Annotated in this window: 13 protein-coding genes; 9 read left to right on the top strand and 4 right to left on the bottom strand. The window is 71.3% G+C overall.

The genetic code is table 11. From position 1 onward, the window contains the following. Positions 1-219: 219 nt before the first annotated feature. The gene (locus ACWDLG_RS34090; protein ID WP_449928081.1) at positions 220-3,066 is read right to left on the bottom strand and encodes an ATP-binding protein; all 2,847 of its coding nucleotides are present in this window, start codon (positions 3,064-3,066) and stop codon (positions 220-222) included. Positions 3,067-3,196: 130 nt separating this feature from the next. Next, on the bottom strand, positions 3,197-4,372 hold the full coding sequence (locus ACWDLG_RS34085; RefSeq protein WP_449928079.1) for an ROK family protein: 1,176 nt from the start codon (positions 4,370-4,372) through the stop codon (positions 3,197-3,199). 142 nt (positions 4,373-4,514) lie between these two features. On the opposite strand from ACWDLG_RS34085, the gene ACWDLG_RS34080 reads away from it, so the two are divergent. The 8 genes from ACWDLG_RS34080 (at position 4,515) to ACWDLG_RS34045 (ending at position 14,074) form a co-directional block, all read left to right on the top strand. Further along, complete coding sequence (locus tag ACWDLG_RS34080) at positions 4,515-6,155, top strand: beta-N-acetylhexosaminidase (protein ID WP_449928077.1); 1,641 nt, start codon at positions 4,515-4,517, stop codon at positions 6,153-6,155. Beyond that, positions 6,152-8,524 carry a phospholipase D-like domain-containing protein gene (locus ACWDLG_RS34075; protein ID WP_449928075.1) on the top strand — a complete coding sequence of 791 codons (2,373 nt, stop codon included), beginning with the start codon at positions 6,152-6,154 and terminating at the stop codon, positions 8,522-8,524. The genes ACWDLG_RS34080 and ACWDLG_RS34075 overlap by 4 nt, the downstream gene beginning before the upstream one ends. 72 nt (positions 8,525-8,596) lie before the next feature. After that, a complete protein-coding gene (locus ACWDLG_RS34070) occupies positions 8,597-9,841 on the top strand; it encodes an ABC transporter substrate-binding protein (protein ID WP_449928073.1) in 1,245 nt (414 codons plus the stop codon). A 3-nt stretch (positions 9,842-9,844) separates the two neighbouring features. Continuing rightward, a complete protein-coding gene (locus ACWDLG_RS34065; protein ID WP_449928071.1) occupies positions 9,845-10,771 on the top strand; it encodes a carbohydrate ABC transporter permease in 927 nt (308 codons plus the stop codon). Next, positions 10,764-11,573, top strand: coding sequence for a carbohydrate ABC transporter permease (locus ACWDLG_RS34060; protein WP_449928069.1), 810 nt, complete (start codon positions 10,764-10,766; stop codon positions 11,571-11,573). The genes ACWDLG_RS34065 and ACWDLG_RS34060 overlap by 8 nt, the downstream gene beginning before the upstream one ends. 46 nt (positions 11,574-11,619) lie before the next feature. Beyond that, complete coding sequence (locus ACWDLG_RS34055; RefSeq protein WP_449928067.1) at positions 11,620-12,639, top strand: metallophosphoesterase; 1,020 nt, start codon at positions 11,620-11,622, stop codon at positions 12,637-12,639. Further along, entirely contained in the window at positions 12,636-13,367 is a 732-nt protein-coding gene (locus ACWDLG_RS34050; protein WP_449928065.1) for a 5'-nucleotidase C-terminal domain-containing protein, read from the top strand. The genes ACWDLG_RS34055 and ACWDLG_RS34050 overlap by 4 nt, the downstream gene beginning before the upstream one ends. A gap of 62 nt (positions 13,368-13,429) precedes the next feature. Further along, positions 13,430-14,074: an alpha-L-fucosidase gene (locus tag ACWDLG_RS34045; protein WP_449928063.1), complete on the top strand. Its 645-nt coding sequence runs from the start codon at positions 13,430-13,432 to the stop codon at positions 14,072-14,074. Here the strand turns inward: ACWDLG_RS34045 and ACWDLG_RS34040 are convergent. Then, positions 14,028-14,438, bottom strand: a complete 411-nt coding sequence (locus ACWDLG_RS34040; RefSeq protein ID WP_354912653.1) for a pyridoxamine 5'-phosphate oxidase family protein — start codon at positions 14,436-14,438, stop codon at positions 14,028-14,030. The two genes, ACWDLG_RS34045 and ACWDLG_RS34040, sit on opposite strands and share 47 nt — an antisense overlap. Before the next feature lie 450 nt (positions 14,439-14,888). On the opposite strand from ACWDLG_RS34040, the gene ACWDLG_RS34035 reads away from it, so the two are divergent. Then, complete coding sequence (locus tag ACWDLG_RS34035) at positions 14,889-15,038, top strand: DUF2249 domain-containing protein (protein ID WP_449928061.1); 150 nt, start codon at positions 14,889-14,891, stop codon at positions 15,036-15,038. A 7-nt stretch (positions 15,039-15,045) separates the two neighbouring features. On the opposite strand, the gene ACWDLG_RS34030 is transcribed toward ACWDLG_RS34035, so the two are convergent. After that, positions 15,046-15,402, bottom strand: coding sequence for a hypothetical protein (locus ACWDLG_RS34030; protein WP_449928059.1), 357 nt, complete (start codon positions 15,400-15,402; stop codon positions 15,046-15,048). Positions 15,403-15,428: the final 26 nt, after the last annotated feature.

Here is a 15,428-nt window from a genome sequence, read left to right as displayed (position 1 = left end):
CCTTTCTGGCGGGGGAAGGGGGTCAGACGGGTTCGAAGCCGTCCGGGGGGCGAGGGGGCTCCGGGGTCTCACTGTGAAGGGAGGGGCCACCGGGAACGGGGTCTTCCGGGTCTGGCGGGCCGGGGTCTTCGGTGGTTTCGGACATGCCGAAAGTGTCGCGGCAGCCGTATGGGGTGGGGTATGGGGTGCCCTATGGGGAAAAATCCCCAATTTAGGGATTCAGCGGCCGGGGAGGAGGTGGCGGGCCAGCTCTGTCCGCGACCGCGCCCCGACCTTGCGCATGGCCGCGCTCACGTGCTTGTCCACCGTCTTCGGCGACAGGAACAGCTCCCTGGCGATCTCCTGGTTGGTCAGCCCCTCGGCCGCCAGCCGGGCCACCTGCTCCTGCCGGGCCGACAGCGCGTGGTCGTTCCCCGCCTGCGCGGGCGCGCTCTGCGCCGCCGGGCGGACTCCCCACCTGCGGCCCAGCCCGGTCGCGCGGTCGAGGTCCCAGCGCGCCCCGAGGTCGGCGTACACCGCGACGGCCCGGCTGAGCCGCCCGGCGGCCTCGGGGTCGTCGAGGGCGAACAGGCAGGCGGCGGCCTGCTCGCCGGCCTGCGCGGCCTCGTACCGCGCCGGGATCAGCTCGAAGGCGTCGGCGGCGGCGGCGAACTCCGCCGCGGCCCGCGCCCACTGCCCGTCGGCGGCGGCCATCAGACCGCGGGCCTGCGCGAGCGCGGGCGTGGCCAGCGGCGCGTCGAGCCCGGCCAGCCGGGCGGCGTGCCGCGCGACGACGTCGGCGGCCTCGTCCGGACGGCCCGCCGCCAGCAGCGCCTCGGTCAGCGCGGGCAGTGCGCGTACCGCCACCGGCCACAGCTCGCTCGCCTCCCAGTGGAGGCCCGCCTCGACGGCCGCCTCGATCGCCGGCTCCGGCTCGCCCCGCGCGGCGGCCACCCTGAGCAGCATGGCCAGCGGCAGCACGAGGTCGTCGAACTGCCTCCGGGTGCGGGCCTCGGCGGCGGCGTCGAGCAGCGGCGGCAGCGCGGCCTCCTGGCGGCCCTGCACCGCGGCCAGGCAGGCGGTCACGATGTCGACGAGGATGCGCTCGTGCGGCTCGTCGCCGAAGTGGTCGCGCAGCTCCTGGAGCCTGGCCGGCAGCCCTTGCCAGGAGCCCTCGAAGTAGTCGGCCGCGGCCAGGTTGACCAGGCAGCGCAGTTCGAGCCGCTCGCGCAGGTCGGGTTCGGCGCCGTCCTCGACGGCCGCGGTCAGCAGGCGGCGGCCCTGGCGGTGGTGCCCGCTGAACAGGGCCGCGCCCCCGATGGAGCGGTAGGCGTTGACCTCGCGGCGCAGCAGCCGCCGCCCGCCGGTCTCCCGCAGCAGGTCGCCGGCGAGCGCGGCCCAGCGCGGATCGCCCATCACCACGAAGATCATCGCGATCTTGCCGAGCACCAGCATCCGCATGGCCGGATCGGCGACGGCGGGCAGGGTCGCGAGCGCCCGCTCCAGCCAGGACCTGCTCTCCTCGGGCGGCAGGTCGCTCGGCGGGCGGCCGACCCCGGCCATGGCCCACGCGGCCAGCCCCGGCTCGCCCGCGAGGTCGTCGGCGGCCCGCGCGAAGGCCTCGCCGATGCGGGCGCCGTCGGTGCGGGTGCGCTCCAGGTGCAGCGCGAGCAGCAGGCGCAGGTGGCCGCGGAGCGGGGGCGGCACGTCCTGCTCCAGCGCGCAGTTGACCAGGTCGGCGACCGGCGGTGGGCGTAGCAGCTCCAGGGCGGCCCAGCCGAGCTTCACCGTCAGCTCGGCCCGCCGGGCCGCGGGCAGGTCTGTGTCGCGCAGCACGTCCTCCAGCAGGCGCGCGGCCTCGGCGTCGTCGCCCAGCCTCGAGGCCTGCTCGGCCGCCTCGATCGCGGCCTCCACCCACTGCCCGGCCTGGCCCGCCTGGCGCAGGTGGTGGGCCAGGCGTCCCAGCGGCACCGGGCGCAGCCCGCGTACGGTGTCGGCGGCGGCGGCGTGCAGGGCCTGCCGGCGGCCGAGCGGGATGGCCTCGTAGACCGCCTGCGCCGCCAGCACGTGACGGAACCCCACGAGCCCGCCGGTGTCGGCGAACAACCCGGAGCCGAGCACCTCGTCGATCGCCCCGACGTCGGGCCCCGACAGCAGGGCGACGGGCACGGGAAGCTGCAGCACGGCGGCGCGTTCCGCCACCTCCTTGGCGCCGGGGGAGAGCCGGGCCACCCGTTCCTGCACCGAGGCGCGCACGCCGCTCGGCACGTCCAGGTCCTCCAGCGCCCGCCGCGCCCAGCCGCCCTCCCACCGGATGAGCGTGCCGCGGTCGCGCAGCAGCGCCAGCAGCTCCTGCACGGCGAGCGGCAGGCCGGAGGCCCGCAGGCACAGGTGCTCGGCGAACTCGGCCGTCACCTCCTCGGCCCCGAGGATCGCCGAGGCCATCACCCGCGTCTGGGCGGCGTCGAGCGGCGGTAGCACCAGATGCTCGGCCGTGATCGTGTCGGGGGCGCGCGCCGTGATCGCGCGTACCGCCCCTGACGCCTCCTCGCTCCGGTACGTCAGCACCACCCGCAACGTGCCCGGCAGCACGGACATCAGGTACGTCAGGAACTCGACCGTCTGCCCGTCGGCCCAGTGGAGGTCCTCCACCGCCAGGACGGCGGGGCCGAGCGCGGTCAGCACCTCGGCGAGCCCCCGGAAGACCCGGTGCCGCTCGGCCGCCCGGTCGTCGAGCGGCGGCGGCGTCTCCGGCAGCACCCCGGCCAGCTCGGGCAGCAGCTCGCGCAGCGCCCCCGCGACCGGCGACAAGGCCGCCCCGGCCAGCTCGGGCGCGCGTCCGCGTAACGCCTCGACGACGGGCCCCAGCGGGAACGGCTCCCTGATCTGCACGCAGGCTCCGCTCAGCACCCGCAGGCCCGCCACCGCGGGACCGCCGAGCAGCTCGGCTGTCAGCCTGGACTTGCCGATGCCGGCCTCGCCCTCGACGACGGCCACGGCGGGCGCCCCGGCGACCAGCGCGACGAGCCGGGCGAGCTCCCTCTCCCGCCCCACCAGAACCGGGGAGACCACTCGCCCAGCACGCACCCGCTCATTCAACTGCACCGGAAGTCTTAGATCAACGTCACGGCGGCCGCCGCTCCCGGCCTCCGGACCTGGGCGTCCTGGACGACGTCACAACCAGCCGTCCTCACGCACGCTCCCGATATTTGGTGAACTAAACCATTAATGATGGAGGGGCGTCTGCGGGCAACGGGCCGGTCTCGGGGTTGAAGAGCGTCTTGGACAGGCGCTCGATGCCGTAACAGACGGCGCCGACCGCCACGCACTCGTCGCCGAGCACCGAGGCCCGCACCTCCGGAGTGCGCAGGCACATCGTCTCCAGTTCGTCCCTCAGCGGCTCCAGGAGCACGTCGGCCGACCGGGAGAAACCCCCGCCGAGCACCACCAGGTCGGGATCGACGGTGAGGGCCATCGCGGAGGTGGCCAGCGCGAGCACCTTGACGTACCGCAGGACGGCGCCGCGCGCACCGGCGTCGCCGCGCCTGGCGGCCTCGAACACCGCCCCCGCGACCGCGTCGGGCGGCGTGCCGGGTTCCACGGCGGGGACGGCCTGCAGGAGCTCGCCCACGTGACCGAGGTTGAACAGCGGGTGCACGCCGATCTCGCCCGCCGCGCCCCCGCCGCCGCGCAGGGGGACCCCGTCGAGCACGACGGCGGCCCCGGCCCGCCTGCCGACGTGCAGGAAGATCAGATTCCGGGTGTCGCGGGCGATGCCTCTGCGGCACTCGGCGAGTGCGGCGAGCCGGCTGTCGTTCTCCACGAGGACCGCGCAGCCCAGCCGCGCGCCGACGTGATCGGCCAGCGGCACGCTCGACCAGTCCTGGATGGCCCGGGACAGGACGACGCGTCCTTGCAGGTCGACGTAGCCCGTGCTGCCCGCGACCGCGATCCAGACGTCGGAGGCGGAGGTGCCCGAGCCGGTCAGGCAGGCGTCGACGGCCCTGTCGACGGCGGCCAGCCGCTCGGCGCGCGGCTGCTCGGGGGTGACCGGCTCGCGCGTGGTGTGCAGGACGTTGCCGTCGAGGTCGGCCACGACCGCGAGCACCTTGTGCGCTCCTATGTCGAGCCCCAGCACTCGGCCCGCTTCCCCGCGGAACCGGTAGCGGCGCGCGGGCCTGCCCTTCTCGCCGCCGCTCGGATCCATCTGGGCCACCCAGCCCAGCTCCATCAGGTCGCTGACCACCACCTTGATGGTGGCTCTGGCCAGGTCGGCGCGCTCGGCGAGCCTGGTCAGCGTCATCGGGCCGCCGACGCGCAGGGCGGCGAGCGCGGAGAGCGCGTTGAGACGCCGGAGCCGTTGAAGGTCGCCGCCAGTCACGGGGTGCGTCACGGATAACCCTTCTTGACGAATCTTAATGGTGGACTTCATCATAAATTCCCATCGGGACGGTCATCCACCACGACGCAAGCCCGCCCGCCCGTACGGCGACACGACCGTCGAATCCCGCCCCCCGACCCCTCAGGGACCTGACTTGCTGCTGCCACGACCCGTTCACCTCACCCGAGACGGCACGGAGCCCTTCACCCTCACCACGGCCACAGTGATCGCCGCACCCCCCGAGCTCGCGCGGGTGGAAGGCTGGCTGCGTGGCGTGCTGTTCCCCGTGACCGGCCTGCCGCTGCCGCCCGGAGAGGCGCGGCCCGGGGCGATCGAGATCACCCTGGCGGCCGGGCTCGGCCATGAAGCGTACCGCCTGACCGTGCGCCCCGGCGGGGTGCGCATCGAAGCGGGGGACGCGGCGGGGGCGTTCTACGGCGCGCAGACCCTGCGCCAGCTGCTGCCGCCCGCGGCCTTCCGCAGCGGCGCGGTCGGCGAGCGGGACTGGCTCGTCGCCCCGGTCACCGTCGAGGACCGGCCGAGATTCCGGTGGCGCGGCTGCCTCATCGACGTGGCCAGGCACTTCCTGCCCAAGCCCGACCTGCTGCGGTACATCGACCTGCTGGCCGCGCACAAGCTCAACGTGCTGCACCTGCACCTGACCGACGATCAGGGCTGGCGGTTCGAGGTGAAGGGGTACCCGAAGCTGACCGAGGTCGGCGCCTGGCGGAGGGAGAGCCCGCTGGGGTCACGCCGGCACGGCGTTTTCGACGGCCGCCCGCACGGCGGCTTCTACACCCAGGACGACCTGCGCGAGATCGTGTCGTACGCGGCGGACCGGTTCGTCACCGTGGTGCCCGAGATCGAGCTGCCCGGGCACTCCCAGGCCGCCATCGCCGCCTATCCGGAGCTGGGCAACCTCGACGACCCGCTGGAGGTCGCCACCCAGTGGGGCGTCTCCCCGAACGTGCTCAACGTCGAGGACGCCACGCTCGCCTTCTACCGGGACGTGCTCGACCAGGTCATGGAGATCTTCCCCGGCGAGTACGTCTGCGTGGGCGGCGACGAGTGCCCCAAGACGCAGTGGCGGGAGAGCCCGTCGGCCCAGCGGCGCATCCGCGAGCTCGGCCTGCGCGACGAGGACGAGCTGCAGAGCTGGTTCATCCGCCAGTTCTCCGACCATCTGACCGCGCGCGGGCGACGCCTGCTGGGCTGGGACGAGATCATCGAGGGCGGCCTGCCGCCGGGTGCGACCGTGGCGTCCTGGCGCGGCACGTACGGCGCGGTCGTGGCGGCCAGGGCCGGGCACGACGTGATCACGTGCCCGTTCACCCAGCTCTACCTCGACTTCCGGCAGTCGGACCGGCCCGACGAGCCGGTCCCGATCGGCAGCGTGATCTCGCTGCGCGACGTCCACGCCTTCGAACCGGTGCCGCCTGAGCTCACGGAGGCCGAGGCCGTTCGCGTGCTCGGCGCACAGGCGAACCTCTGGACCGAGCACATCGACTCGCCTCGCGCGCTCGACTACATGGCCTTCCCCCGCCTGTCGGCCTTCGCCGAGGTCGTGTGGAGCCCCGCTGGCGGCGACTTCGACGACTTCCGGGCGCGGCTGCACCACCACGAGCGCCGGCTCGCCGCGCTGGGCGTGGAGTACCGCAAGGAGTCCGGCCCCGAGCCGTGGCAGACGCGGCCGGACGTCAAGGGCTGGCCGCGCGAGCGGGCGGAGACCGAGGCCGAGGTGGCGGCCTGGACCCGCGGCATCCGACGAAACCTCAGTGGAGAGAGGCACGCATGACCAGACGCCTGTCTGTCATCCTCGTCTGCTTATCCTGCCTGCTCGGCGTGATCACCCCGGCCCGTGCGGCGACTCCCGAGCTGTCGGCGTACTTCAGCAGGCCGAGCGTCGACGGCACGCTCGACGGCTCCCTGCTGACGCGGTTGCTGGGCCTGATCGACCTGGCCGCGCCGGGTTCCACCCTGCGCGTGGCGACGTACGTGCTGGAGATCAGGACCGTCAAGGACGAGCTCGTGGCGGCGCACGATCGCGGCGTCGACGTACGGGTGGTGTCCGAGGGATCCGGTCACGACCCGCTGCTCGACGAGCTGGCCGCCGCCGGCGTGCCGGTCACGCTCTGCACCATGGGCTGCAACGGCCCGGACACCGACATCAACCACCACAAGTTCTTCGTGTTCAGCCGCCTCACGGACGGCAGGACCGACGTGGTCGCGCAGAGCTCGCAGAACCTCAGCGCCGACAACGGCCTCCACCAGAACATGCTGATCAGCTCGGGCGACGCCGGCCTGGCCGAGGGCTACCGGCAGGTGTTCGACACGCTGGTCTCCCGGGTGCGGGCGACGTGGCAGGCGCCCTTCACCTCCGCCAGTGGCAAGGTCACGGTCTGGATGGAGCCCCGCGACACCGTCTACGACCAGGCTACCTACGACAGCGCCGACCTGGTCGCGGCCATGATCAAGGACGTGGGCTGCCCCGGCACGATCCGCGTGGCGCAGGCGCAGTTCGCCACGGACAGGCCGCTCGTCATCGACGCGCTCAAGGCGAAGAAGCAGCAGGGGTGCGGCGTCCAGGTGCTCGTCGCCGAGGGCAACCAGACGGTCTCGACCGCCCAGGAGCTCGCCAAGGGCGGCATCGTGGTGCACACCTTCAGGCCCGGCGGCTGCCACTACCCGGCCGGGGACACCTGCGCGCCCGACAACCTCCACTCGAAGATCATCCTGGTGAACGGGCCGTCGGCGGCAGCGGGCGGCGCGACGCGGCGCTACGTCTACACCGGCTCCCACAACCTCAATGCCGGCTCCCTGACCGCCTCGGACGACTCCTTCATCCGGATCGACGACGCGGGGATCTACGCGGCGTACGACGCGGACTTCGCCGCGATGCTGGACGAGATGATCAAGTTCGTCCCCTCCGCCTATCCGGACGCCGCGCTCCAGATGGCCGCCAATGGCCCCGACGACCAGCGGGCGCCGAGGGCGGCCGCCATGCGCGCCGGCTACACGGCCGTGGCCTGGGAGGGCGACCGTGATCGTGCCTCGGTGGACGGCACCGAGGTCTACGCGCGCATCTACCACGACGGGCAGCCGGTGACCGGCCCCGTGAAGGTCTCGATGGGCGGGGTCGGGTGCGCGACCGGCTGGAACCACGTGCAGCCGTCGGCCGGCGTCGACGACACGGGCAACGCCTACGTCGCCTGGGCCGAGGACGGCGACTGCCGGGGCGAGCACAACATCGCGGTGCGCAGGCTCTCGCCGTCGGGCACGCTGAGCTCGACGATCTGGGCGAACGACCCGCAGTGGAGCGGCGACCAGACCCGGCCGAGGATCGCGGTCCAGGGCGACGGCGGGTTCACGGTGGTCTGGGAGGACACGCCGACCAAGACCGTCCGCGCGGCCGGCTACGCCTCGCTGACCTCGCGTGCCTTCGCGCCGGTCCAGGTGGGCGCGGGGGACCGGCCGGACGTGGCCGTCGACGGCGCCGGCACCGCGACCGTGGTCTGGCAGCAGGCGCCCGACGTGTACGGCAAGCGCGTCTCGGCGACCGGTGCGACCGTCGCCGCCGCCACGAAGATCAACACCAACGCGGCCATTGAGCACCTGGCCCCCGCGGTGGCGACGACGGCGGGCGGCGACAGCGTCGTCGCCTGGAGCGACAACGTGGCGGTCACCGGAGGCGACGTGAAGACCGTCTGGCGGGTGCGGACGCGAGGTCTGACGCCCTCCCTAGGATCGAGGTTCGCTGAGAACCCCGTCGCGTTCGGCAAGTACGCGCCGAACACGGTCTCCGACGGCGGCAAGGAGTACCCGCCGCTCTGCGGGAGGGTGTCGTCGGTGGACAGGTGCGCGGTCCAGGGATCGCCGTCCGTCGCCGTCGACGACAGCGGACGGTTCGTCGTCGGCTGGACCGAGTCCGACATCTGGAACGCCGGCCGTTCCTTCGAGGTGTACGCCCGCGGCTTCAACGCCGACGGGACGACGGCCGGCCGGTTCCCCTGCGAGCGCATGAACCCGAACACGGCCGGCAGCCAGTCGGCCACCGCCGTCGCCGCCGACGCCACCGGCTTCCACCTCTTCTACGCCGAGGACTTCGACGTCAACGGATACAGCGATGTCGTGGCGCGGACCGGCTTCACCAACACCGAATTCTGAGCCGGGCGCCGCTCCCTCGCGATCGAGACCCTGACCACCACCCCCGGCGCTTCCAGAGAGAAGGAACCCCCCGTGCGTCTGCGTATGGCATTGGTCGCCGCCCTGGCCGTGACCCTGGCCGGTTGTGGCTCCGGCACCGATACAACCACCAACTCCGGAAAAATCACGATCAGCTACGCGATTTGGGAGAAGAACGACCAAGCCAGCACCCAGAAAATCATCGACGCCTTCCAGAAGCAGCACCCCGACGTCACGGTCAAGCTGGAGATCACCCCCTGGGACCAGTACTGGATCAAGCTCCAGACCGCCGCCACCGGCGGCGCGGCCCCCGACGTCTTCTGGATGAACAGCCTCAACGTCCGCCTGTACGCCAAGGGCGGCGTGCTCGCCCCCATCGAGAACGCCGACGTCAGCGCCTTCCCGCAGGCGATCGTGGACGGCTACCGCTACGACGGCAAGCTGTACGGCATGCCGCGCGACGTCGGCCTCCCCGTGCTCTGGTACAACAAGGAGCTCTTCGACAAGGCCGGCGTCAAGTACCCGACCGCCGACTGGACCTGGGACGACCTCAGGGCCGCCGCCAAGAAGCTGACCGACCCGGCCACGAAGCACTACGGCCTGCTGGCCCCCATGTGGGACCAGGGCGGCTTCTACCCCACGATCGTCCAGGCCGGCGGCCACGTCATCTCCGCCGACGGCAAGAAGTCGGGCTTCGACGAGCCCGGCTCCATCCAGGGCCTGGAGTTCTGGACCGACATGATCAACAAGGACAAGGTCGCCCCGCCCGCCCAGGCGACCACCGACACCGACCCCGTACAGCTGTTCATGACCGGCAAGTACGCCATGTACTACGGCGGCTCCTGGCTCGCCACCGCGTTCAAGGCCGACACCGAGCGCGGCGACAAGGTCGACGTGGCGCCCCTGCCCAAGGGGCCGGCGCAGGAGGCCGTCATCCTGCTCGGCCTGGCCAACGCCGTCTCGGCCAAGAGCGAGCACCCGGTCGAGAGCGCGCAGTTCGCCACGTTCCTCTCCTCCGAGGAGGCCCAGAAGATCCTCAGCGACACCGGCGGCGCCTCGGTCTCCTCGCGGGCGGGCACCCAGGACGGCTGGTTCAACGCCTTCCCGAACTACCACCTGAAGGAGGCGTTCGACGCCTCGATCCCGCACGGCGTGCCGTACCCCGTCTCCCTGAACACCGCCAAGTGGCAGGACGTGCAGAACAAGCTCCTCGCCGAGGCGTGGGCGGGCAAGCGGCCGACCGCGGACGCGGCCAGGGAGATCGCCGCGCAGATGAACGAGATCCTGGCCGAGGAGTAGCGGATGCTGCTGACCGAGGAACGGGTCGCCGTCAAGACGGCCCGGCCTGGGCGGCGGCCGCGCCGCGACTGGCTCTGGGGTTACGGGCTGATCGCGCCCATGGCCCTCGGGCTGGCCGTGTTCTACCTGTGGCCGATCGTCCAGACGCTCTACCTGAGCTTCACCGAGTCCGGCGTGTTCGGCGGGCAGACGTGGGTGGGGCTCGACAACTTCGCCGCCCTCTTCGGCGACGAGGAGATGCTCGGTGCGCTGCGCAACACGCTGCTCTACTCCGTGCTCGTGCTCATCGGGGTGCCGCTGGCGATCGTGATCGCGGTGCTGCTCAACGTGCCGGGGCTGCGCGGGCTCGGCTTCTTCCGCACGCTGTACTTCCTGCCGGTGGTCACCATGCCCGCGGCCGTCGGCCTGACCTGGCGCTACCTGTACAACGGCGACTTCGGCCTGATCAACTACCTGCTCGGCGAGATCGGGATCGACGGGCCCTACTGGGTCTCCGACCCCGAGTTCGCGATCTACGCCATCGCGGTGGTCGGGATCTGGAGCTCGCTCGGGTACAACGCCGTGCTGTTCCTGGCCGGGCTGCAGGGGATCCCGAAGCACTATTACGAGGCCGCCGCGATCGACGGCGCGGGCAGGGTGCGGCAGTTCTTCCGCATCACGCTGCCGCTGCTCACGCCCACCACGTTCTTCGTCATGGTGATCACGCTGATCAACGCTCTTCAGGTGTTCGACCTGGTCTTCCTCATGATCGACACCAAGAGCCCGGCGATGGCGGGGAGCCGTACGATCGTCTACCTCTTCTACGAGCAGGGCTTCGTGCAGAACAGCCGCGGCTACGCAGCCGCGATCGCGGTCGTGCTGCTGGCCCTGATCCTCGCGCTGACCGCCCTCCAGTTCAGGCTGCAGAGGCGGTGGGTCCACTATGAGTAGGCGCTGGATCGTGTACGCGGTCCTGCTCGTCGGTGGGCTGATCATGATCACGCCGTTCGTCTGGCAGCTCGTGGTCTCGCTGCAGACGGTCACCGAGTCGATGCGGGTGCCGCCCAGGCCGGTCCCCTCCTGGCAGTGGCACAACTTCGCCGACGTGTTCAGGACCGTGCCGCTCGGGCGGCAGTTCCTCAACACCGTGATCGTCACGGCGGCGGTGACGGCCGGGCAGCTGCTGCTCTGCTCGCTCGCGGCCTTCGCCTTCGCGCGACTGGAGTTCCCCGGGCGCGGGCCGATCTTCATGCTGTTCCTGGCCGTGCTGATGGTGCCGGGGGAGCTGTTCCTGCTGCCCCGGTACGAGATCATGCAGGGGCTCGGCTGGCTCAACAGCCTCCAGGCGCTCATCGCCCCCGGGGTCTTCGGGGCTTTCGGTACGTTCCTGCTGCGGCAGTTCTTCAAGACGCTGCCCAGGGAACTGGACGAGGCGGCGCGCCTGGACGGCGCCAACCCGCTGCAGATCTACTGGTGGATCATGCTGCCGCTGGTACGGCCCGGGCTGCTGGCGCTCGGGCTGCTGACCGTCATGTGGTCCTGGAGCAGCCTGCTCTGGCCGCTGGTGGTCAACACCGACCCGGAGATGATGACGCTCTCCGCCGGGCTGGCCTCGCTGCGCGGCCAGTACCTGACCGATTACCCGATCCTCTTCGCCGGGTCCGTCGTCGCCTCGCTGCCCGTGATCGTTCTTTTCGTGGTCATGCAGCGGCAGCTGATCGCCGGGATCGCGTTCACCGGCTCGAAGGGCTGATCCGCCAGTCTTTCCTCCCGTTGTATCCCCCTATCGAGGAGTATGTGTGCATTCCCGTCTCAAGTGGATCGTCGTCGCCTTAGGCGTCACTCTGGCCTCCTCCGCCTCACCGGCACTGGCCGACCCGAAACCCGTGGACGTGCAACTGCTGTCCCTCACCGACTTCCACGGTTACATCACCCCGCAGAACAACGCCTCCGACGGGACGATCAAGGATCCGCAGGGGAACACCCTGGTGGTGGGCGGCGCGCCGTACGTGGCGACGCATCTGGACAAGCTCCGGCAAGGCCATGAGAACACGGTCACGTTCTCGGTCGGTGACAACTTCAGCGGCTGGCCGACCGAGGTGTCCTACCACGCCGACGAGCCCACGATCGAGTTCCTGAACAAGATCAAGGTGGAGTTCACCACGGTCGGGAACCACGAGCTGGACCGGTCCCTGGAGTTCCTGCGCGACCACATGGGCGAAGGCGAGTGCTTCGGCGAGATCGGGGTCGACAGCTGCTTCACCGACTCCGACGGGCGGCAGTTCCACGGCGCCGACTTCGCCATCTCGACGGCCAACATCACGCGGAAGGGCGACACCCGTCCGGTGCTCCCGCCGTACGTGATCAAGCGCTTCCAGGGCATCCCCGTCGGGTTCATCAACCTGACCACGCCCACCACGGTGGACGGCTCCACCTCCTACCAGCCGTCACTGGACAACCTGCCGCTGGTGGAGACGGCCAACAAGTACGCCGCCATCCTCAAGCGGCGCGGCGTCAAGGCCATCGTCGCCAACGTGCACGAGGGAGGCAAGGCCGGAGACGACTACAACGGCTGCGCCGACCAGAAGAGCGGGCCGATCTGGGACTTCGCCGCCAACGCCTCGCCCGACATCGACGTCATCGTCACGGGCCACTGGCACTGGTACTTCACCTGCTCGCTACCCGACCCGGCGGGTAACCCCCGCCCTGTCGTCGAGGCCGCCAACCACGGCCGCCTCATCAACGAGATCAACTTGAAGCTCGACCACCGTACCCGCGACGTCATCAGGTCCGAGACCACCGCGGTCAACCACCCGTGACCCGCGACGTCACCCCCGACCCCGCCATGGTGAAGCTGGTCGACCACTGGAACGCCAAGCAGAAGGAGACCTACGCCAAGCCGTACGGGACCATCACCGGCGACCTCACCAGGACCCGCGACGCGACGGGGCAGAGCACGCTCGGCAACACCGTGGCCGACGTGGCCTACTTCGACTCGCAGCGAACCGAGGGCGGCCAGGCCGACCTGGCCATGGTGGCCGTCGCGCCGACCAAGGGCTCCAACTCCCTGCGCGGCGACCTGAGGTTCGCCAAGGGCACGAACCCCGCCGACAGCGACGGTCAGGTGCTCATGGGCGAGTCGTGGGCGGCGTGGGGTTACGCCAACCCGGTGCTCACGGTCTCGGTCAAGGGCTCGCAGATCGAGCAGGCCCTGGAGCAGCAGTGGCAGACGCAGGCCAACGGCACCGTGAAGTTCGCGCCGCTGGCCGTGTCCAAGAACGTCCGCTTCTCCTACTCCGCGAACCGGCCCGTCGGGGACCGGGTCGACCCCGCCGACGTGATCGTGAACGGGCAGCCGCTCGACACCGGCAGGACCTACCGGCTCGCCGCGCTGGCCTACACGCTGCTCGGCGCCGACGGCTACACCGCCTTCGCCGGGTACACCGACGCCGTGCGCGGCAACCGCGACTACGAGGCCATGCGGGCCTACCTGCGGCAGGGGCCGGTGGCCCCGCCCGCCCTGGACCGGGCGGTGCCGCTGATGTAGGACTCCGGGTGCGGGGGACCCGCGTCCCCCGCACCCGCGCGGGCCCCCCGGACGGTATCGCGATGGTCCGTGACCTGCAGCCGACCGTGCTGATCGACGATCGGCTGGAGGCCGACGGCGGCGGCCGCGGCTCCATCGTGACCGGTTCGCCGACCGACTACAGCGGCGACTTCGCCTCCCCGGAGCAACTGATACCGGTCGACGGCATCCGTGCCGAGGACGGCAGCCCCGTGCCCTGGGAAGCCTGCGTCACGATCAACGACAACTGGGGCTGCACCGCGGGCGACGACCTGTGGAAGAGCCCGGAAAAGCTGATCACCAAGCTGGTCGAGTGCGTGCCTGCTGCTCATTCGGTCGTAGAGCGGAGCGCCACCGCGGCGGCCCGTGCTCGCGGGCCAGCGCCTCGGCTACGGGGACTTCGGGCAGCAGGAGCGCGAGTCCACCGTAGAGGCCGGCGAGCACAGAGACAACGGCACCGGCCAGCATCGGAAGCCGACCCGCGGCCGGACGGGCGCGGAGCCGCGCGGCGCTCGGTTGGGGGAGCGGGCGGCGGTGCGGGGAGGATGCCGTCGTCGGTTGTCCGGACACGGTCGTTCTCTTCGCTGGTTCGTCACGGGGGTTCGGTTCACGCTATTCGGCGGCGGTGCGTCGAGGATGGGGTCAGGTGGACTGCCGGATACGTCGGCCGGTGGCCTCCACCGTGGTGACGAGGATGAAGTGGTCGCGGCTGCGTGCCCACGGCGTCAGCGGCAGGCTTTCCAGCCGGGCGATCTGCGCCGGATCGTCGGCGACACGCGCCGGCCCCACAACGGTGACCGACCAGCCGGTCCGCTCCTTGGAGTCGAAGTCGTCGACCTCGAAGGCCACGACCGCACGGCGGGTGGCGGCGGCCAGCTTGGAACCGGCCGCCGCGCGGATGACGATGTCCTCCCCGTCCAGGCAGAAGTTGACCGGCTGCACAGCAGGCAGGGCACGGTCGGTGAAGACAATCCGCCCGATCGGGCGTGAGGGCAGCAGGCGCATGCACTCCTCGTGGGAAAGCACCTGCAGGCCGGCCGAGTCGAGTTCCATACCGCCAGCCTGCCAGCGTCCCTATGCGCGAGTCAGGGACGAAAGTCCCGTGACAGCCGCCGATCGCCCTCGGTCGCGGAGACCGTGGACCGTCCCCACGCGGAATAGCAGGCGCGTGCCGAACGCCCTGAAAGATCGGGTCCAAAGTCCCGCCGCGAAGGTGACCTGTGGCGGTGACGGCGGCCCTGGCTTCGGATCTACTGTTTCGGTCATGTCCGATGAGCGCCACCTGATCCGCCGCCAGCTCGCACGCGGCCGGTGGAGCCCATGACGGGCATGCACCCTGACGGGCGGCGAGTCGCACGTGAGAAATCCCATCCTCCAGACCCGCCGCCCGTCCACCCCGCTGTCACGGGTCACCGGGTTTCGCGACCCCCATGACAGGCTTGCACGTCCGACGCGTCTTCGACGAGCGGTGTCCCGCGGCCTGATCCGCTCATATACGAGGAAGTGGCAGGGGGCACGGCGTTCGTGCTCGTCAACGACCACGATCCCAAACCGCTCTACTACCAGTTCGCCGCCGAACACCCCGGCGCGTTCACCTGGGAGAACCTCGAGGCGGGGCCAGAGGTCTGGAAGGTCCGTATCGGCCGCCCCTGACCGGCTGCTACGCCGCAGTGCCTGCTCCGGAGAGCGCGGGGCAGGCACTGCGGCGTTCGGCCACCTGAATGTTCGCCACCAGCGAGGTCACCGCCATAGACGTGCCCGTGGGGATGACGCGCATGGTCATGCCCGCCGCTCGGTGCCCGGCCACCGCGCACCAGCCGTTCACGGCCTCGCCCAGCGGCTCGAGTCTCAGCGTGGCGCTCTCGCCGGAGGCCGGCATCGGAGTGCGCTCGCCGGTCGTCAGGCACAGGTCGTGCCGCTGGGCATCGGCGTTGGTGACGTGGCGATGACGACCGCGGCGGCGGTCACCAGGCAGCCGACGACCACCCCGGCGATGGCCGGCGAGGAATGCCGCCACGTCCTGCCGCCCATCGCCGAGCCGTC

The sequence above is a fragment of the Nonomuraea sp. NPDC003727 genome (assembly GCF_053586935.1).
Note: the sequence above shows the minus strand (reverse complement) of the source record. Positions and strands in the feature narration are given on the sequence as shown.